Annotated in this window: 15 protein-coding genes; 5 read left to right on the forward strand and 10 right to left on the reverse strand. The window is 50.2% G+C overall.

All coding sequences use genetic code 11. From position 1 onward, the window contains the following. Positions 1–216: 216 nt before the first annotated feature. Both Q8L79_RS16340 and Q8L79_RS16345 read right to left on the reverse strand, forming a co-directional pair. Positions 217–1,074, reverse strand: a complete 858-nt coding sequence (locus tag Q8L79_RS16340) for a hypothetical protein (RefSeq protein WP_305273425.1) — start codon at positions 1,072–1,074, stop codon at positions 217–219. A 466-nt stretch (positions 1,075–1,540) separates the two neighbouring features. Further along, on the reverse strand, positions 1,541–1,930 hold the full coding sequence (locus Q8L79_RS16345; RefSeq protein ID WP_305273426.1) for a hypothetical protein: 390 nt from the start codon (positions 1,928–1,930) through the stop codon (positions 1,541–1,543). A 114-nt stretch (positions 1,931–2,044) separates the two neighbouring features. On the opposite strand from Q8L79_RS16345, the gene Q8L79_RS16350 reads away from it, so the two are divergent. Then, on the forward strand, positions 2,045–2,656 hold the full coding sequence (locus tag Q8L79_RS16350) for a TetR/AcrR family transcriptional regulator (protein ID WP_305273428.1): 612 nt from the start codon (positions 2,045–2,047) through the stop codon (positions 2,654–2,656). After that, the gene (locus tag Q8L79_RS16355) at positions 2,653–3,285 is read left to right on the forward strand and encodes a pyridoxamine 5'-phosphate oxidase family protein (RefSeq protein ID WP_305273429.1); all 633 of its coding nucleotides are present in this window, start codon (positions 2,653–2,655) and stop codon (positions 3,283–3,285) included. Before Q8L79_RS16350 ends, Q8L79_RS16355 begins: the two co-directional genes overlap by 4 nt. Positions 3,286–3,610: 325 nt before the next feature. Here Q8L79_RS16355 and Q8L79_RS16360 read toward each other — a convergent pair whose 3' ends face one another. The 8 genes from Q8L79_RS16360 to Q8L79_RS16395 all read right to left on the reverse strand — a co-directional run bounded on the left by Q8L79_RS16360 (position 3,611) and on the right by Q8L79_RS16395 (position 13,524). Next, positions 3,611–3,949 carry a hypothetical protein gene (locus tag Q8L79_RS16360; RefSeq protein WP_305273430.1) on the reverse strand — a complete coding sequence of 113 codons (339 nt, stop codon included), beginning with the start codon at positions 3,947–3,949 and terminating at the stop codon, positions 3,611–3,613. Between the two features lie 157 nt (positions 3,950–4,106). Next, positions 4,107–7,274: an efflux RND transporter permease subunit gene (locus tag Q8L79_RS16365; protein ID WP_305273432.1), complete on the reverse strand. Its 3,168-nt coding sequence runs from the start codon at positions 7,272–7,274 to the stop codon at positions 4,107–4,109. Further along, entirely contained in the window at positions 7,267–8,706 is a 1,440-nt protein-coding gene (locus Q8L79_RS16370) for an efflux RND transporter periplasmic adaptor subunit (RefSeq protein WP_305273433.1), read from the reverse strand. The genes Q8L79_RS16365 and Q8L79_RS16370 overlap by 8 nt, the downstream gene beginning before the upstream one ends. Then, the gene (locus tag Q8L79_RS16375) at positions 8,699–10,075 is read right to left on the reverse strand and encodes a TolC family protein (RefSeq protein WP_305273435.1); all 1,377 of its coding nucleotides are present in this window, start codon (positions 10,073–10,075) and stop codon (positions 8,699–8,701) included. The genes Q8L79_RS16370 and Q8L79_RS16375 overlap by 8 nt, the downstream gene beginning before the upstream one ends. A 94-nt stretch (positions 10,076–10,169) precedes the next feature. Beyond that, positions 10,170–10,520: a hypothetical protein gene (locus Q8L79_RS16380; protein ID WP_305273436.1), complete on the reverse strand. Its 351-nt coding sequence runs from the start codon at positions 10,518–10,520 to the stop codon at positions 10,170–10,172. Positions 10,521–10,664: 144 nt separating this feature from the next. Continuing rightward, a complete protein-coding gene (locus Q8L79_RS16385) occupies positions 10,665–11,114 on the reverse strand; it encodes a GNAT family N-acetyltransferase (RefSeq protein WP_305273438.1) in 450 nt (149 codons plus the stop codon). Positions 11,115–11,134: 20 nt separating this feature from the next. Continuing rightward, positions 11,135–12,073, reverse strand: a complete 939-nt coding sequence (locus Q8L79_RS16390) for an alpha-E domain-containing protein (protein WP_305273439.1) — start codon at positions 12,071–12,073, stop codon at positions 11,135–11,137. Continuing rightward, the gene (locus Q8L79_RS16395) at positions 12,073–13,524 is read right to left on the reverse strand and encodes a circularly permuted type 2 ATP-grasp protein (RefSeq protein ID WP_305273441.1); all 1,452 of its coding nucleotides are present in this window, start codon (positions 13,522–13,524) and stop codon (positions 12,073–12,075) included. Before Q8L79_RS16395 ends, Q8L79_RS16390 begins: the two co-directional genes overlap by 1 nt. Positions 13,525–13,781: 257 nt before the next feature. Here Q8L79_RS16395 and Q8L79_RS16400 point away from each other — a divergent pair, with 257 nt between their 5' ends. The 3 genes from Q8L79_RS16400 (at position 13,782) to Q8L79_RS16410 (ending at position 20,517) form a co-directional block, all read left to right on the forward strand. Then, on the forward strand, positions 13,782–15,266 hold the full coding sequence (locus Q8L79_RS16400) for a hypothetical protein (RefSeq protein ID WP_305273443.1): 1,485 nt from the start codon (positions 13,782–13,784) through the stop codon (positions 15,264–15,266). A gap of 402 nt (positions 15,267–15,668) precedes the next feature. Then, the gene (locus Q8L79_RS16405) at positions 15,669–19,046 is read left to right on the forward strand and encodes a DUF2126 domain-containing protein (protein WP_305273444.1); all 3,378 of its coding nucleotides are present in this window, start codon (positions 15,669–15,671) and stop codon (positions 19,044–19,046) included. Between the two features lie 166 nt (positions 19,047–19,212). Next, complete coding sequence (locus Q8L79_RS16410) at positions 19,213–20,517, forward strand: citrate synthase (RefSeq protein WP_305273446.1); 1,305 nt, start codon at positions 19,213–19,215, stop codon at positions 20,515–20,517. Positions 20,518–20,598: the final 81 nt, after the last annotated feature.

The raw sequence follows: 20,598 nt of genomic DNA on the forward strand, positions 1-20,598 counted from the left end.
CATTAACGAGCATCAAAATGTCAGGCGACGAAAAGCGGTTATCTGATCTACGGGGCTTATTGAGCCAGTAGGTTGGGCTTCCTTGAGTCAGCTCAACCTACACACTGCGTATGCAAGATGCTTTGCTAAAGTCCTAGCTGGGCTTGGGGCGTGCAATAACAGTTGGCCTGATAATATTACTTACCTCCCTGATCGTATTTCCCACTCTGATCATGTTTACCTCCCCTGGTCGTGCGGCACGGTAACAGTAACGTTTCCTGTTACTTCCGAGCCTGAAAGCAAACAACTCACATTAATGGTGTAGACTCGGCCTCCTCCTTTTCCCAACCGCTTGGCCCTCAGATCCACCGTCAAAGCACCAGTTATCTGATAATCCTCAGTTGTTATCAGTTCATTGCTATTGACCGAAGTGATTTGGCAGCTTAGGAGGTCTGCTTCTATAGGACTCACCGTTACAGGGACAAGCTTATTGTTTGGTGGCCAAAGAACGTTTGGGGTGGCTGTAAAGGCAATGAAACTAGGACCGCTAGTAAAGACGCGACCGTTGTTACAGCACTGCTGAGGTCCTTCTGGTGGATTGTAGTAGAGATATCCCGCGCTGGCCAATGACTGGTCTGGTATGTTAGTAAACAAAAATGTGTGCCATCCGTTAGGGGAATCATATACAGTGTCGTATCTACCTCCGAGAACTCCGGGTGGGGCAAATATAAATTCGTTATTCACAACACGGAACTTCAGTGGGACATTTTCGAACACCTGGTAGGTCCCGTCGGTTGTACTCCCAATCGGTGCTCCGACGGATAAGTGTCCAGCATCGCTTCTTGTTACAGAAAATTCGGTGACGGTATATATAGTGTTTGGATCAAAAATGTTGCCATCAGTCGTGACGAAAGTTCCTTGTTGCACAGAATTATCATCTCCAGAATAATGCCAGTCCCACCGAAGTGCCGCATTAGCACTTAGCGGCAACAAGAAAAGCAACAGAATACCCGCACCGAATACATTTATTACAATATTCTTGAATGTTTTAAAATGAAAAAAACTTTGTTTACTGCGTTTCAAAAAAGCTTTCATGATATTTCCTCCGAAAAAACAATCACATTGGTAGAAACCCAAAAAAGCCGAACTCTTTCACATGACTTTATTTCTGGCTACACTCGATAGTTCGAATTTGCTGAGTCAGGATTTACAACTTTCTGTACTTTCATTGGCATAAGATTAGTTTTATCTTGTGCCAATGAAAGTGTATTCCCTGATTAATGATATGTTAATAAGCTTTTAAGCGTAGTTCTGCTTGAAATGCCGACAAATAGCGACATTTAACTAAACTTTAATTTAAAATAAATGAAGATATGAGATTCAAATACGACTTTAGGAAATGAAATCTGCACTCGCTACAAGATATTGCGCGCTATGTTTTATATCCCCTAAGCAACACAATAGCAATGTGTTACTTAGAAGCTGACGGAATAGTTCAACACAGACAGGGTCAAAACGGCCCTGTCTGTTCAGATGTAATCGGTAAATGTTTAAACAAAGACTACGCAGCGTAATTCAACAAGCTGATACCCACCCAGCCAAAGCCTATCGTTGTGATGATAAAGCTGATAGCCGAATAGACTTTCCAGATGGTTTTTTCCCAAAAGCTCGGATCAAACGCCGCAATGACAAACACACAAGGATTGGTAATGCCGCCGATCACCACCAACCAGCAAGCTGTAACCGATAACGGCACTTTAACGGCATAAAACCCCAGGCAAAATAAAGCCATTAAGGCAAAGTCGATATGCGCCCTGATCAGGGTTTTGTAGTCGGTAAGGAATTCGCCATCAATGCCTTTGACAGGAAACCATCTTGCAAAAGTCATCAGCCACGCTGAAGCCAGAACAGCAAAAATCATCAGTACAGCGCCGATTAATAATATTTCCATCGAATTATCTCGTTTCTTATTGGTTATAAAAGATATACTGACTGGTCGGTATATTGACATTAAAGTATACCGATCGGTATAGTTACAATCAACCTGTTTTCTATTGCCTAACCTATGTCCTTAAATCTGCAAGAAAAAATCCTGCAAGCCGCATCAGAGCTGTTTTACAGCCAAGGTATCCGGGCGACCGGCGTCGATGCCATTGTCAAAGCGGCAAGTACTACCAAAATGAGCCTCTACAAATACTTTTCTTCCAAAGACGATTTGGTGATTGCTTTTCTGCGCAAACGGGACGAGGACTTTCGAGTCTGGTTTGTCGATCAGGTTAACGGTAAGGCCGATACGCCCAAGGCTAAGTTACTGGCGATTTTTGACGTGATTGGCGAATGGATGGCTGTTCCCGAATTTCGCGGCTGCGCATTTATCAATGCCGCCGCTGAATTTCCGCTTGAAGGCAACCCGGTGCATCAGGTGTCTGCCGAGTTTTACGACCATTTCCGAAACTATATTGCCGATCTGGCCGAACAATACGGCTCTAAATCCCCGAAAAATCTGGCGCTGCAATTAAGCTTGCTGATCGAAGGCGCCATCGTTTCGGAACAGATGAAGCGTCATTCAGGTTCTGCCGAACAGGCCAAGCAGGCTGCCCTGGTTCTTATCGAGGGAAGCTTGAGCGATATGCCAGATACATCTTTATTAACCGATAACTCCGAGGAGGAGCAATGAGTGATTTTTTCCATGAAGGTAGCCGACAGCTGCAAGACCGTTTCGAGACCCGGCCCATGGCAGACCGTCTGGTCGATGCGATTGTCAGCGGTCAAATCAGCCCGGAAGACAAGATATTTATCGAAGAACAAAACATGTTTTTCTTCGCCACCGTCGATCGGGAAGGACGCCCCAACTGTTCCTACAAAGGCGGCAGCGTCGGCTTGGTCAAGGTTATCGATGAACAAACCCTGGCTTTTCCGCTCTACGATGGCAGCGGCATGTACTTGTCGGCGGGGAATGTGTTGGTTAACGAACATGTCAGTCTGTTGTTCGTCGACTTTCAGCGCCAAGCCCGTCTTCGCTTAAACGGCAGCGCTTTCATACAGGACGATGATCCTTTGCAAAATCACTGGCCCGAAGCGCAAATAGTGTTGCGGGTAAGACTGCGGGAAATGTTCCCGAACTGTCCGCGTTATATCCACAAAATGACGTTGGTCGAAGAATCGGCGTTCGTGCCCAAACAACATTGCGAAACACCGGCACCGGCCTGGAAGCGCCTGGAAGTCGTCGCCGACGTATTGCCGCCCCGCGACGCACATCTGGCCGGTAACGAGCAGGATGCCGCCGCCGCGCTAAACCGTAACTAGAGCCTGTAATTATCTTGAGTTTTTCTTGCATACGTAGGGCGCGCTGTGCGCGCCTTAGAATTTGGTCAGTAATAAATTCTTCTGCGTCACTGCCGTTAAATTAAGCACAATGACGCCGTAGGAGCGGGCCGTGCCCGCGATGAAGCAAGCTACAGTTCTGCAATCGCTGCCCAAATGTCGCGGGCGCGGCCCGCTCCTACAACACTTAACTTAATGGCGGTGATGCAGAGCATGGGAACCCCATTATTTTTAGCGAAATTCTTAGCTCCTAAGGCGCGCAACACGCTCGACACGGATGTCCTTAAATCAGAAATACTTCAAGTTCTTACATCTGGCGGTGCATTTTTGCCATACTCAAGTTTTCCTCGGCAGCTTTTTCATAGACATCAGCCAGCTTTTGGCAATGCGCTTTAAAATCTTCAGCCTGCCTGCCGTAGAGATAGCTTTTTGACTGGTACTGACGCAGCAGCTTCTTGTGCTCCTCGGCCTTAACCCGCATTTCTTCAGCCGCTTCCTCATAGTGTTTCGCCAACGCTTCATGATCGGCTTTGGATGACGCATTTTGCACGGCCAGATCCATGTTCATCGGATGCGGGTCCATCTCGGCACATGCGGCTAGCAAACCAAGAGCCAAAAACAGGGTAATCAGTAGCTTTGTTTTCATGGGTTTTCTCCGGAGAAATTCAAGGTGACGTCGTTTTTCAGGTTATCGATAAACAGAATAGAGAGTTCAACGCCTTCAAACAATAAGCGCTGTTACCTATTAGCCGAACCCTCTATTGCACTGAATGCCTCACATCGCCAAAGTGTCCTGGCTGGTTTTATAACTCGTGGCTTGATAGACCCGGCCAGACCTTACGCGTTTCCTGAAACTGCAAGGCCAGACTGTAGATAACCGGAAACACCAAAAGACTTAATATCAGCACCGTCAGCATCCCACCCATCGCAGGAGCGGCAATGCGCTGGGTGACATCGGCACCGGCGCCGGCGGCCCACATAATCGGAATCAAGCCCACGATATTGGCAAGCGAGGTAATCGCTACAGGCCGCACCCGCAAAGCGGTGGCGGCTTCTGTAGCCGCCCTGATTTCGTCGCCGGTCAACGGAGCCTGTTTTTGCTGCCGCAGCTTATCAACTTCAATATCGATAAAACTCAACACCATAACGCCGGTTTCGGCAGCCGTACCGGCGAGAGCGATCAAGCCGACATACACCGCAACCGATAAATTGAATCCCATCCAATACACCAGCCAGATGCCGCCAATCAGACTAAACGGGATGGCCAGCATGACGATGGCCGGTTCGGTGATATTGCGGAACGCACAATACAACAGCACAAAAATCAGCACTAATGTGAGCGGCACAACCATACGCAAGCGCTCTGCCGCGCGTTCCATGTATTCGAACTGTCCTGACCAGGCGACGGTGTAGCCTGCGGGTATGGTGACGCGCTCCGCCAGTTTTTGTTTCGCCAGCGTGACAAAGCCGCCTATATCGGAGGTTTTGATATCCACATAGATCCAGGCATTGGGTCTTGCATCTTCGGTTTTAATCACATCCGTGCCGCGGGTGAATTTAATGTCCGCCACCAGTGTCAACGGTATCTGGCTGCCGGTCGGCGTCGGGATTAATACCCGTCGCAAGGCTTCCAGGTTGTCGCGCAGATCGCGCGGATAGCGCACATTGACCGGATAACGCTCCAGGCCTTCAACGGTTTCGGTGACATTCATGCCGCCGATAGCGCTTTGAATGACATCCTGCACGTCGCCGGTGGTCAAGCCGTATCGCGCCGCCGCTTCCCGGTTAATGTCGAAATCCAGAAAATAGCCGCCAACCGCCCGATCGCCGTAGGCCGACAGCGTTTCCGGCAAGGTCTTCATCGCCTGTTCGATTTGCAGCGACAGCGACTGCAAGACATTCAAATCGGGGCCGGACACCTTGATGCCTACCGGCGTTTTGATGCCGGTAGACAGCATATCGATACGGTTCTTAATCGGCATGGTCCAGGTATTGGCCAAGCCCGGAAAATGAATGGCCTTGTCCATTTCATTCATCAGCTGCCGGGTGGTTTTGTCGGGATCGGGCCACTGCTCCTGGGGTTTCAGTTGTATGGTGGTTTCCACCATCATTAGCGGGGCGGCGTCGGTTGCCGTTTCCGCCCTGCCGATCTTGCCGAACACCTGCTGCACTTCCGGAAATGTTTTCAGCATCTTGTCGGTCTGTTGCAACAGCTCCTTGGCTTTGGTGATCGAGATACCGGGGAACGTGGTCGGCATGTATAAAATATCGCCTTCATACAAAGGCGGCATGAACTCGCTGCCGATTTTCGACAACGGGTACAGCGTCGATGCCATCAGCAGCGCGGCTATGATCACCGTCATCGCCCGCCAACGCATCGCCAGCTTTAGAACGGGTGCGTGGATAAAATGTAAACAACGGTTGATCGGGTTAAGCTGTTCAGGAATGATCTTGCCGCGTATGAAATAGCCCATTAACACCGGCACCAGCGTGACCGTCAATATCGCCGACGCCGCCATCGCATAGGATTTGGTAAAAGCCAGCGGACTGAACAATCGGCCTTCCTGCGCCTGCATGGTGATGATGGGCAGGAACGAGACGGTAATAACCAGTAGCGAGAAAAACAGGCCGGAGCCCACTTCTTTAGAGGCATTGCCTATCGCTTGCCAGCGCTCCTTTTGAGTCAGTTCGGCCTGTTTTTTCCCGGCCGCTTCGGCAAGGTGTTTGTGGGCATTTTCGACCATCACCACCGCGCCATCAACCATATCGCCAATCGCAAGCGCAATGCCGCCCAGCGACATGATATTGGCGTTTATGCCCTGCCATTTCATAACAATAAAAGCCATCAGAACGCCCAGCGGCAAGGTGACAATAATCACCAGGGACGACCGCAGATGCAGCAGAAACAAGGCGACCAAGGCGCAAACGATGACCAGTTCCTCAATCAGCGCGGTATTCAGCGTGTCCACCGCACGTTCGATCAAATTGCCCCGGTCATAAACGGTGACGATCTCCACCCCTTCCGGCAAGCCCCTTTTTAATTCGTCCAGTTTTTTGCGCACGTCCTTAATGGTCTCTTGGGCGTTTTCGCCAAAGCGCATAATCACCACGCCACCGGCCACCTCACCTTCGCCGTTCAGCTCGGTCACGCCGCGGCGCAGTTCCGGGCCGATCTGGATAGAGCTAACATCCTGCAAGCGTATCGGCGTGCCGTTGACATCGACGCCAACCGGAATGGTTTTAAGATCGGCGATGGATTTGATATAGCCCAAGCCCCTGACCATATATTCGGTTTCTCCCATTTCGAACAGACGGCCGCCGACATCGTTATTGGAACGCTTGATTGCGGTGATAACGGCGGATAAAGGGATTTGATAGGCTTGCAACGCGTTGGGATCGACTTCCACCTGATATTGCTTGACGTAGCCGCCCACCGAAGCCACTTCGGACACGCCGGAAACGGTTTGCAATGGATAGCGCAAATACCAGTCCTGGATGGAGCGCAGCTGCGCCAGATCGTGCTTGCCGCTTTTATCCACCAGTGCGTATTCGTAAATCCAGCCTACGCCGGTGGCGTCGGGGCCCAAGGTCGGCGTGACGCCTTGCGGCAAGCGGCCTTTAACGTAGTTGAGATATTCCAGCACCCGCGATCTCGCCCAGTACATATCGGTACCGTCTTCGAAAATGACATAGACGAACGACAGGCCGAAGAAGGAATAGCCGCGCACCACTTTGGCATGAGGCACGGCCAGCATGGCGGTGGTTAACGGATAGGTGACCTGATTTTCAACCACCTGCGGCGACTGGTCCGCATAATCGGTGAACACGATGACCTGCACATCGGACAAATCCGGTATCGCATCCAGCGGCATGTTTTTAAAAGACCAAAGCCCTGCCAACGCAATAATGACGGCGGCCAGCAACACCATGAACCGGTCTTTTAGTGAGCTATCAATAATCGCGCTAATCATGTTGATGCTTCCCCTGCTCCATGATCAATCGGTTCGGTTCCGACTGTTGAGGCGTAGAAGGTTCCATCATTTTTGCGGTGGCTTCGCGCAACTTCGATTCGGAATCGATCAGAAATTGCGCGGAGGTGACGACTTCTTCGCCTTCTTTCAGTCCGTCAATTATCTCAATCTCGTTATTGGACAATAAGCCGGTAGTAATCTGGCGAGGTTCGAATTTACCCCCGCCGCGTACTACAAAAACCTGGGTTTTCGCACCGGAACGTATAACCGCTTCGGAGGGAATCACCAACGCATCGACTTGTTTACCCGCATAGATGGTCACGTCGGCGAACAGTTCGGGCTTTAATAACAACTCGGCATTATCGAATACCAGCCGCACCTTGATGGTTCGGGTTTTCGCTTCGGCATACGGATAAATAAAAGCCAGATGCCCGTTGAAAATACGCCCCGGAACGCCGGCCAGTTGCATTTCAACCGGGTCGCCCACTTTGACCCAGGGCAGTTCGTATTCGTAAATGTCGGCATACACCCAGACTTTGGACAAATCGGCGATCATGTACAGTTCGGTTTCGGGCGTCACAAACTGCCCTTCGCGGGCACCTATATTGATCACGATACCGTCCGCCGGGGTATGAATATGCAGACTTTTTTTGATGTTATGGTTACGCGTCAGATCATGCAATTGATGCGCTGGGACATCCAGCAGTTTTAAGCGTTCACGCGAGCTGTTGACCAGTTCTTCCGCGCCGCGGCGGATGTCTTCGATCGGACTTTTTTCCAACACTTTAAGATTGTTTAACGCCAGAATATATTCCTGTTGACTGACAACCAGTTGCGGCGAATAAATACTCAGCAAATCTTCATCCTTCTTGACCCGCTCACCGGTTTTATCCACACGCAGAGTTTCAATCCAGCCTTCGGTTTTGGGATGTAATCGTACGATGCGTTCTTCGTCATAAGCCACACGTCCAACGGCTCGAACGATATGCGAAAGTATGCTCTTTTTTGCCGTAGTGGTGCGTACGCCCATGTTTTGCACGGTAACGGCATCGATTTTAACGCTCCCTGCCAAGTCATCAGACCTCGCATTATCCTTTTTATAAACCGGCACATAGTCCATGCCCATGGCATCTTTAGTCGGCACAGGCGAGGTCACTTCGGGGTTCATCGGATTACGGTAAAACAGGACCTCGCCTTCTAGAGAACTACCCTCTTCTGCAAATACAGGCACATAATCCATACCCATCGCGTCTTTTGCCGGAACCGGCGAAGTGACGGACGGATTCATCGGGCTGCGATAAAACAATGGCTTTTTCTCTTCCGGCAAGGCGATGTGAGCTTGTTCCTTACCCGCTTTGGATGCAATCAGATAGCCTGCGCCGACACCCAAAGCCAGCATTAGCATAGCGGTAATGATTAACTGCTTATTCATAAATTTCCTCCTTGCCGACAGCCGCGCTTAATTGCGCCAGCGACTGATTGGCTTCGGTAAAGGCTTTCCAATACTGGGTTTCGTATTCAAATAAAGTAATCTGACTGCGCACCAAATTCAGAAAATCGACCTTGTTAACCTGATAACCGGCCAGCATCGAAGCGACGGTTTGTCTTGCCTGCGGCACGATGCCGGTCTCGAACAACACCACCTGATCTTTAGCGCGCCGGTAATCGTTGAAACCTTGCGAAATTTGCGACCGAACTTTGTTCCACTGATCCTGCAAGGCGTATTTTTCCTGCATTAATTCGCTGGTACGCTGGTCAACCGCTTTGGCCTGTTTTTGGGCGGCGAAAATCGGTACATTCATGCTCAGGTTCAAGCTTAACAAATCGGCTCGTCTGTCGCCGGAAGGCATGTCGTCTCTGGCGCCATACGAAGCGCCCAAATTAAAATCAGGCAGCACCTCTTTTTTGGCCAGATCCAGGCGCGATTGCGCGGCATTAATGCCTTGCCGGTTGCCTTCCAGTACCGCTCTCGATGTTTCGGCCTGTTGATAAAGCAGGGTTTCCTGCTTAATGGTCGGCAATTGCAAATCAACCTTGTCCGGTAAACGAAGCTCTTCATTGGCCGGTTTATCCAGCAGCGCGTTCAGGCTGGCAGCGGCATTACGGCGCGAGGCTTTCAGCATCAGTTGTTGATCGAGCAACTTGGATAATTCCAGTTGCGCCAGCAATACATCCTGCTGCAAACCTTCGCCGACTTCGTATTTAGTCCTGGCAATCTCGACAAACTGCCGCAACAACGCATAATTGCTGTCAACGATCCGGATCGCCCTGTCCAGGTAAAAGATCAGCCACCAGGTCGTTTTAACCTCGCTCAGTAAACGCCAGCGTACTTCGGTGACGTTTTGCGTTGCCGCTTCCGCTTCAAAAGCCGCCGCTTGTTCGCGCAAGGCAAGCTTGCCCGGAAAAGGAAAAGCTTGCGAAATACCTACTCCCAATTGCGTCATATCTTCCTGTCGGGTACTAAAGGTATTAACCGGCAAGCTCATTGCATTGAAGCTGATTTCAGGATCGGGCAAAGTGCCCATTTGCGACGGAATAGCCGCCATCGCTTGAGCCCTGGCCTGCATTTGCGCCAGATCGGGATTATCCCGAACGGCCTGTTCGGTTGCAGCTTTTAATGTCAATACTTGCCCGATTACCGGCTCTTCACCTGCCAATATACAGGCGGAAAATAGCAGCAGCGTCAAGCAAAGGATAGGGTCGGCAATAACTTCCCGAAACCTGAATTCATCGTTCCCACGAAGAGCGGAAGTTATTTTTGACGAAATCCTAAGATACTTGAATATAATTTGTGGTGACATGCGTCCTCCTACACTCGTTATAAAGTCCGTAAAACGGAGTTGTTATGTTGAGTTGCGCAAGGTTTGGCAAAAAACTCTGCCCACTCTGCGACAGTTAGAGGCTATTAATAGGCGGTCTTATTTCGGGGGAGAATGACAGAGAACGGGAGGCGGACTTTTCAAAATGCTCGTAACGGTACGCGCTATAGGCTTGAGTAAACAAGAAAACTACGGTGATTCCTCCGTCGCCACAAACATGAAAGGTACAACTCCCGCTTGCATGACAGGCTGTTTTAAATTCATCCTGATGCCGACAATGATCGGAATTATCGGCATCATTTACAATGCGGCCTTGTTCAAAAGACGGTTCAGCAGATAACGAACCCGAATAATAGCCAAGCGCAGACCAAACCGGCGTAATGACCATCATGAGTACTAACAATAATAAAAATCGCTGTCTAAGCATTATCTGACTGTGTCGTGTTTTTTACAGTCTACTGGTATTCATCGTAATTATCAAAAGCATAAAACAAGCCCGACATCGATCGTTGCTAAGCGCCCCTTGTTTTTAATCATCGGATAACGGCATGGCAGCCGGACTCCCTACTACCTATTCAGTCAGCGAAAGACGCAGCGGAATCATGGCCGAAAAACCGAAACCGTGCTTTTGATAAAACCGTTGCGCCGATTCATTAGCGCGATCTGTCAGCAAAGTAATGCGTTTGCATCCGTTCAAACGCGCAAATTGAATGGCTTGTTCCAGAAGCAGGGAACCCACGCCGGAACCGCGAGCGGCGGGAGAAATCACCATGTCTTCCAGTAGCGCAACACGGTCGCCGAGTGCGGTAGATACTGTGTAGAGCAGGTTAACCATGCCTACCACCCGGCTGTGTTGACGGGCGACGACAATCAGCCCGACTTCCGGATTGCTGATGATACGAGCCAAACCACGGCTTTGCGCTTCGTAATCCGGCTTGAAATCCGCTTCTTGAGAAAACAGGAGGTCCAGCAATTCACAAAGCGCCGGGATGTCTGAAGCATTTGCGGGAGTAATTTCCATCGTTACGCCGTTGCAGCTCCCTATTCCACAATGCCTTGCTTAAACCAGTTGTTGGATATCCGATCGTGCAGTTCTCCCAACTTGTTTTGCAGGTCATCAAGAATTCCCCGTAATTGCGCCTGGGTCGTTTGCCGGGTATCGATGGCTTGCACGTAAGTTTCCAGTTTCACGACCTCTTCCGGCAAGGAATCAGTATTCGGCAGGGCATTGATGCAACCGGCAATTTCAGCGATGCAGCAACTGACCGACCTGGGCAGGTTGATGTTGAGTAATAAAAAGTTCAGCACATCATCGCCATTAACGCTGCTTCTGACATGCTGCCGATACATTAACTGGGCGTTGAGTGATTTTAATATATTCACCCATAGAATAGTCTCGTATTGGCGCATTTCATCGCTGCGCGAATCAGCCAGAAGCAAGGAGGCCAAATCCAGAATCCGGCTGGTCATGTCGGCTCGTTCAATATTCTTGCCCAAGCGGATAAACCGATAAGGATGATTATGGCTCATATAGCCCGACAGCAGTCCGGTGAATCGTTGGCAGCCTTTGAGAATCTCGTTCAGAAAGACAACGCGGTTGCTGCGGTTGTAGAGTGAATCTATATTGTTTTTTACAAACAGATACATTTCATTGACCTGCTCCCAAGCTTCATCGGGCAGCAAATCTCTGGAGGTGCGGATGTTTTCTCTGGCAGCGCTTAACGACGAAAACAAAGAGACCGGATAAGTTTCGTCGATTAAAAGAAACCGGGTGACGTTGTGTTCGTTGGCAATTTTATATTTTTCGTAAAATTGCGGCTCCGAAGCATTGATACGAATGAGCTGCTGCCAGCCCATTTCAACGCCGTTAGGTAAATCCATCAATAAATTCATATGCACACTGACCAATCTGGCGATATTTTCAGTGCGCTCAAGGTAACGTGCCAGCCAATACAGGCGTTCTGCTGAACGGGATAACATTAGTTGCTCTCCATGTTGATGATCCAGGTGTCTTTGCTGCCGCCGCCTTGCGAAGAATTAACCACTAACGAGCCTTTTTTTAGCGCTACCCGGGTTAAGCCTCCGGCAGTCACAAAAGTGTTTTCACCCTGTAAAATAAAAGGTCGCAGGTCGATGTGCCTGGGCTCGAGTTTACCTTTGCACAACGTCGGTGCGGTAGAAATCGCCAAGGTGGGCTGGGCAATATAATTACGGGGATTTTTTTGGATAATGTCCCGAAACGCGGCGATTTCCTTGATTGTTGCATGCGGCCCTACCAGCATGCCGTAGCCGCCTGACTCATTGGCAGGCTTGACGACCAGTTCCGGCAGATGCTTCAACACATATTCCAGATGCTCCGGGTTGTCGCACAGGTACGTTTGCACATTTGGCAAGATGGGTTCTTCGTTCAGGTAATAACGGATCATTTCCGGAACGTAGGCATAAACCACTTTGTCATCGGCGACGCCCGCGCCCGGTGCATTAGCCAACGACACGTTACCCGCTTTCCAGGCGCGCATTAAGCCGGGAACACCTAATGCGGAATCTTTTCGGAATACTTCAGGATCAAGAAAGTCATCGTCGATGCGTCGGTAAATAACATCGACCTTTTCCAGGCCTTCGATAGTGCGCATGTAGACGCAGTCATCGTCATCGACCACCAGATCGCCGCCTTCGACCAGTTGCGCACCCATTTGTTGAGCCAGATAAGCGTGCTCAAAATAGGCCGAGTTATAAATGCCGGGCGTTAACACCACGATTTGCGGCTTTTTGATATGCTCGGGCGCAAGCGACGCCAACATATCGTGCAATCGGCCGGGGTAGTCGTCGATAGGCAAAATATCTATGTTTTGCAATAGCTCAGGGAACACACGTTTGGTGATAACGCGGTTTTCCAACATATAGGAAACGCCCGAGGGTACCCGTAGATTGTCTTCCAACACGTACATAACGCCGTCTTTATCGCGTACCAAATCGGTGCCGCAAATATTTGCCCAAACGTTGTGGCGGGGCTTCAGACCGACACATTCTTTACGGAAGTTTTTTGAGCTATGGATAATTTCGGCAGGCATTTTGCCCGCCTTGATAAATTCTTGTTGATCGTAAACGTCCGCTATAAAACAATTCAAGGCAGTCAATCGTTGCTTTAAACCTACCTCTATCATTCGCCATTCTGTAGAGCTAATGATGCGGGGGATAATATCAAACGGCCAGGCGCGGTCTATGTTGCCCTCGTCGCTGTAGACCGTGAAACTGATGCCCATTTCCAAAATAGCCAGTTCGGCAGCCATTTTGCGTTTATCGATATCGTTCTTATTGAGTGAATTTAAATACTGACACAAGCGGTAACTGATTTGCCTGGGTTGGAACTCCGAACACATGAGTTCATCGTAAGCACTATCGGTTTTGTAGTTTTCCCAGATTGATTTCATGACATTTCATAAGGCTAGTTGGCTTTATGAAATGAGAGCATGATTTATGCCATCTCTTACGCCGCTTAAATTGTTTATGCGATTGAATGTTTGAGCCCTAAAGCACAGCGACTCTATCTATATAAGCAACAAGCAATACGGCGACAGTTTTAGACAGGATAAGTAAGATCAGTTAATAGCCGCGGCTAAGTAAAACAACTTAAATAGGCCTATTTTTGGCTTTGTCCGCTCCAATTTGGTGCAGCCTGAGCTTCAAAATGAGCTATCCCGGCAATTCACAGGAGCATTTGCCTCATTCCCACGCGCTGCGTGGGAATGAGGCCCGCTCCTATGGCGCTTACCCTGGTGGCAGTGATGCAGCCCATAAAAACTATGCCCCCAAGCTTCGTGAAATTATTGCCGACCGCATCCTTATAAGATGCCGGTTGATCACTTGGTATGGCACTTGCTTTATTTTTAGAGATAAAACTTGTAGAGAACTCACTATGCCAGCCATTAGCCACTCCTTATCGTTTCCTGTTCAGGGTGACAAAGAAAACTCATCCTTCTTTAATGATTACCTGGGCAAGTTGCTCGAAGAGCGTGACAGCTTGAACTTAAGCAACATGATTCATGAAATCGATGCGATGATGCTGACCGTCGAACCCGGAAAGTCGATTGAATATATCGGGGAACTCTGCCTGATGTCGCCTTATCATTATCTGGTCACACTGGAAAGCGAGTCGCATTGGACCCATGTCTTGCGTATTGATATGACAGCCCCGGATCTGATTATTCGTGAAGTGAAGAACGATGACACCAAAGGTATTTTTCGCAGCCTGAACGAAGTGTTCCCGATTGGCTCAAGCAAGCCGCACAGCCGTTACATGGGAGAGGTTTTGAGGGTAACCAACCGGCACGATGTGGTTAAGTTGCAGCAGCACCGGGGTTTTCTGTTTTTCTCCCAGGATGACATTCGTAAGCTGGAACTGCCGGGCAATCTGGCGATCACCAAACCTTCTCCGTATACCCATAACATCGTCGCCTATCTGGAGCGGGAGCCCGATGAGCCGCGTGTTTATGCGTTGGGTGTCAGCAGCATCCGCGATGATGCCCAACAAGCCTGCGAGCTTGCCAAACATCAGCAAAAGGCATTAGGCATAGACGGCCTGATTTTACCGGTGGACCACTTGGCGACGCGCATTTACAGTCAAAACCGGGAAGTAGCGATTTTGGAATGGCTGTCGTTATCCAGTTATTACTACTGGGGTTCGTTCGACATAGTCGATCAAAATTCATCGACCAATGTCACCAAAAGCATCCATTACGCCGATGAGATGCACAGCCCGGCCAAAGTGTTTACTGCCAATAACACGCCTTATTTTGTCAACCATTTTAAAATATTCCCCTCGCCGACTGAAAATTTTGTGCGCAATTATGGACCGCGGTTGCACCATATTGCGCTGGCGGTTAAAGACGGCAATCAGCAGGGGATGGAAAATATCGATTTTGTAGTCAACGCCATCAGCGAGCAAGGCAAAAGCTTTTTGCTGGATGTCGTCGGTTCCAAGGATGAAGGCTTAAAACAGATTTTTTCCAGCGCTTCCGAGCATTCTTCCTTGATTATTGAATATGTGCAGCGCTTTGGCGGCTTTCAAGGCTTCTTTACCAAGGATAATGTCGCCGAACTCACGCATGCGGCGGGTATCGAAGAAGAATTATTGCGGATGCAGACCGAAGCGCAAAAACCTGTTCGGGTTTAATGGCTCGCCAATAACTGATGTACGCAATGGCTAAGAAATTTTCACCACGAAGACACGAAGAACACGAAGTTTATGTTCCTCTCGTTCCCATGCAGTGCGTCACTGCCATTAAGTTAAGAGATACGCTGGTTCCCAAGCTCCCGCTTGGGAACCCAGTGAGCAAAGCTCCAGCTTTGCGAGCCGGGAAGCTAGAGCTTCCCGTACTGAATCCCCAAGCGGTAGCTTGGGAACTAGCGCAACGTTTGACCGATGAAGATAGGGCAATAGTTATCGAAAACGGTAGGGACTGGGGTGCAACCCCCGTCCAGCTCGGGGAACAAAGCGCTTCTTGATTCCTCCGTTCCCACGCATAGTTAGAAAAATTTTTGTAATGCTTAACGCTTCGGCAATAGGAAAAAAATCATGACCATTCGAGTAGCTGTCCGTCACAAAACTGTATACAGCTTTGATAGATCGGTATCCCTGTCGCCGCATGTATTCAGGTTGCGCCCTGCGGTGCATAGCCGAACGCCGATTAAAGGCTATAGCTTGCGCATTGAGCCTGAAAACCATTTTATCAACTGGCAGCAAGATCCGTTCGGTAACCTGCTGGCGCGGGTAGTGTTTCCTGAAAAATGCTCAAAACTCAGCGTTGAGGTCGAAGTCATCGCCGATATGACAGTGATCAATCCCTTCGATTTTTTTGTTGAAGAGTATGCGGAACAGTATCCGTTTAAATACGATGCGCTGTTGCTGAAAGAATTACAGCCTTATCTGGAAATCGCCGAGCAAGGTGTTTTACTCAAGCGATGGGTAGCCGATTTCGATCTGGATAAACGTAATATCAACGACTTTCTGGTTGATGTTAACCGCAAGGTCTTTCAGGCGATTAGCTACAACATACGCATGGAAGTAGGCATCCAAAGCTGTGAGGAAACGCTGACCACGCTCAGCGGTTCGTGCCGGGATTCGGCCTGGTTACTGGTGCAAATACTCCGTCATTTAGGACTCGCGGCCCGGTTTGTTTCCGGTTATCTGATACAGCTGACCGCCGATGTCAAATCGCTGGACGGCCCCTCCGGGCCGGAGCAGGATTTCACCGATTTACATGCCTGGACTGAAGTTTATATCCCCGGAGCCGGTTGGGTAGGGCTTGATCCGACCTCCGGCTTATTGGCCGGAGAAGGACATATTCCGCTGGCTTGCACGCCCGATCCCGCCAGTGCCGCTCCGGTCACCGGCGGCACCGACAAGTGCGAAGTGGAATTTGAGTTCAGCAACACGGTGCTGCGACTGCATGAAGACCCGCGCGTCACCAAGCCTTATACCGATGAACAGTGGTATCGCATTGACGCGCTGGGCCAACAGGTTGACCGGCAATTGCTGGCTGACGATGTGCGCCTGACCATGGGCGGCGAGCCGACCTTTGTTTCCGTTGACGACATGGAAGGCGCGGAGTGGAATGTCGATGCCGACGGCCCGCACAAACGCGAGCGGGCCAATGCACTGACCAAACGTTTGCGCGATCAGTTTGCAAAAGGCGCGATGCTGCATTACGGACAGGGTAAATGGTATCCGGGCGAAGCGTTGCCGCGCTGGCAATACGGCATTTTTTGGCGTAAAGACGGCACTCCGGTTTGGCGCAATCCCGAATTGCTGGCCGATATTAACAAAGATTACGGCCATACCGTTGAACAGGCCGAGTCTGTTATCAAGCAAATCACGTTACGATTAGGCCTGCAACCGCGCTATATCAAGACGGCTTTTGAAGACAGTTTTTACTATCTCTGGCAGGAAGGCTCGCTGCCGGACAATATCGATCCGTTAAAAAGCAACCTGAAGGATTCGATTGAACGCAAGACCTTGGCGCAACTGCTGGATGCCGATTTAGGCAAGGCCGCAGGGTTTACCTTGCCGATAAAATGGGACTGGGCCAACCAAAAATGGCAAAGCGGCCCCTGGGATTTTCGTCGCGGACAAATGTTTTTGATTCCCGGTAATTCGCCGATGGGCATGCGCTTGCCCTTAGGCAGCTTGCCCTGGGTCGCCCCGGACAAGCTCGATACCCAGGAGCAGCAAAGCCTGTTTGAGGAACTGCCTGAACTCGGCGATTATTACGGCGAAGTCACGCACCGTTACAGCCATAGCGAGGAAAAACTCAAGGCCCATCCCGAGCAGGATTCAGGCGATGATCAACCCATCGAGGTGGAAGTGCCTCACACTGCGGTTTGTGTTGAAGCCCGCGAAGGCCGCGTGCATATATTCCTGCCGCCGCTGACTTCACTGGAACATTACCTGGAACTAATTGCTGCCGTTGAAGCGTCTGCAGAAAACCTGTCGATTCCGGTAGTGCTGGAAGGCTATGAACCGCCGCGGGATTACCGCGTAGAGCGTTTGATGGTGACGCCTGATCCCGGCGTCATCGAAGTCAATATTCATCCCTCAAAAACCTGGCAAGAGTTGGTGGACAAAACCACCCTTCTCTATGAACAAGCCCACCAGGTCAGACTGGGGACCGAAAAATTCATGCTCGACGGCCGTCATACCGGAACCGGCGGCGGTAACCATATCACCATGGGCGCAGAGACGCCGACCGACAGCCCGCTGCTGCGCCGTCCCGACTTGTTACGCAGTCTGGTGACCTACTGGCAGCATCATCCCGGCTTGTCGTATTTGTTTTCCGGCATGTTTATCGGCCCGACCAGTCAAGCGCCGCGAGTTGATGAAGGCCGGGACGAAAAGCTCTATGAACTGGAAATCGCCTTTCAGCAAATGCCGGAAGGTGAAGTGCCTGCGCCCTGGCTGGTGGATCGTTTGTTGCGGCATTTGCTGACCGACATCACCGGCAATACGCATCGTTCCGAGTTCTGCATTGATAAACTGTATTCGCCGGACAGTTCGACCGGACGTTTGGGCATTTTGGAGCTACGCGCTTTTGAAATGCCGCCGCATGCCCGGATGTCGCTGGTGCAAACCTTACTATTGCGATCCCTGATTGCGTGGTTTTGGCGCGAACCCTACAAACACGATTTAATCCGTTGGGGTACCGAATTGCACGACCGCTTTATGCTGCCGCATTATGTCCGCGAAGATATGAAACAGGTCGCTAAAGATTTGCAACGGGCCGGATACGATTTTGAACTGGAATGGCTGGAACCGTTTTTTGAGTTCCGTTTTCCCCGTTACGGCAACACCCTGATAGACGGCATTGATCTGGAAATGCGTTTTGCCATTGAACCCTGGCATGTGTTGGGCGAAGAAGTCAGCAGCACCGGCACCGCGCGCTATGTCGATTCATCGGTAGAGCGCGTGCAGATTAAAGTAACCGGCTTTACCGAAGGACGTTATGTGTTGACTTGTAACGGCAGGCGCCTGCCGTTACGCGGCACCGGCCGCAAAGGCGAATATGTTGCCGGAGTGCGTTACCGCGCCTGGCAACCGCCCTCCGCACTGCATCCCACTATCAGCCCGCATGTGCCGTTGGTGATCGATGTGATCGATACCTGGAACGGGCATTCGGTAGGCGGCTGCACTTATCATGTCGCCCATCCCGGCGGCCGCAGTTACGACGCGTTTCCGGTGAACAGCTATGAAGCCGAGGCGAGGCGCGTCACCCGCTTTTGGGATTTCGGCCATACGCCCGGCGTTATTACGCGCCCGCCGATAACAATGCCGTTCGACCATCAGGCAGTAGCACAATTCAGCGTCAATGAAGTCGCGCCAAGACCCATGGCGCCGCCTATTGAAGAGCTAAGTCACGAATATCCGTTTACAATGGACTTGCGGCACCGAAGCAGGTAATACCGGAGTGTGCGGATATAGCCGCGTAAGGTACGCTGTGCGTATCATTAAATTACGCGGCTAGAGCTTCCAAGACGCGGATTGCCAAGCAGGAGCTTGGGAATCCGCGGATAAATAAAATAAAATTAAGTGATGGTCTAGCCATCAGCTTTGGAGATTTATTCAAATGACCGATAAATTAAAGCAGTTATCCCCAGCCATATTGACATTGGATGATAAAAATTACTCATTACCCACTTTGATAGGGATCGAGGGTGAAAAAGCCATCGATATCTCCAAATTGCGCAGTCAAAGCAGTTACGTGACCCTGGATGAAGGCTATGGCAATACCGCCAGCTGTGAAAGCGCCATCACTTATATTGACGGCGAGAAAGGCATACTCCGTTATCGCGGTTATCCTATTGAAGAATTGGCCGAAAATTCGCGTTTTGTTGAAGTGGCCTATTTGCTGCTGAATGGCGAACTACCTAATAGCCGACAGTTATTGGAGTTTTCAACCAATCTTAACGAGTCTTCGATCATTCCCGAAGACATGCATCATTTTTTTAACGGTTTTCCGCGCGGCTCGCACCCGATGGGTATTTTGGCGACCATGGTGGCCTCATTATCCACGTTCTACCCGATCCCCGACCGGCTTGATACGGTGACAGAACAGCAAATTGTTATCAACTTGATCTCTCAGGTACGCACTATCGCAGCTTTCTCCTACAAGAAATCGATCGGCGAACCGCTAGTTTATCCGTCCTACAAGCTTAAATACGTACGCAACTTCCTGAACATGATGTTTTCATCGCCGGTGCGGGATTATCAATTGGATGAAGATATTGTCAGAGCCATCGATATGTTCCTGATCCTGCATGCCGACCATGAGCAAAATTGCAGCACCTCTTCGGTGCGTACCGCAGGTTCAAGTATGGCGAATGTGTATGCGGTGGCTTCGGCAGGCATCTCGGCGCTTTGGGGGCCTCGTCATGGCGGCGCCAATCAGCAAGTGATACAGATGCTTGAACAGATACATGCCGACGGCGGCGACGGCACTGAATTTATCAATCAGGCAAAAGATAAAAACTCGCCAAGCCGACTGATGGGTTTCGGCCATCGCGTGTACAAGAATTTCGATCCCCGCGCCATGGTATTAAAAAAACAATGCGACAAATTATTCGCCAAAGCCGGGGTTAGCGATCCTTTGTTCGATATTGCCCGGAAACTGGAAGAAATCGCCTTGAAAGACGACTATTTCATCTCCCGGAAACTGTATCCGAACGTCGATTTTTATTCCGGATTGATTCTCCGGGCCGCCGGCATACCCACCAATATGTACACGGTGTTATTCGCTATCGGCCGGATGCCCGGCTGGCTGGCGCACTGGCGGGAAATGCTGCACAGCGAGCAAGTGATCATTACCCGTCCTCGTCAGATCTATGTGGGCGAGCCGTTACGGCATTATCAAAATATTGAACAACGGCCTTGATACGGTATAACAATCAAATTGCTTAAGCGGAGAATAGTGGTAAACAGACGCTTAACAATCTTTTGTTCACCACGAAGGCAC

This window comes from Methylobacter sp. (genome assembly GCF_030680395.1).
Lineage (GTDB): Bacteria > Pseudomonadota > Gammaproteobacteria > Methylococcales > Methylomonadaceae > Methylobacter_A.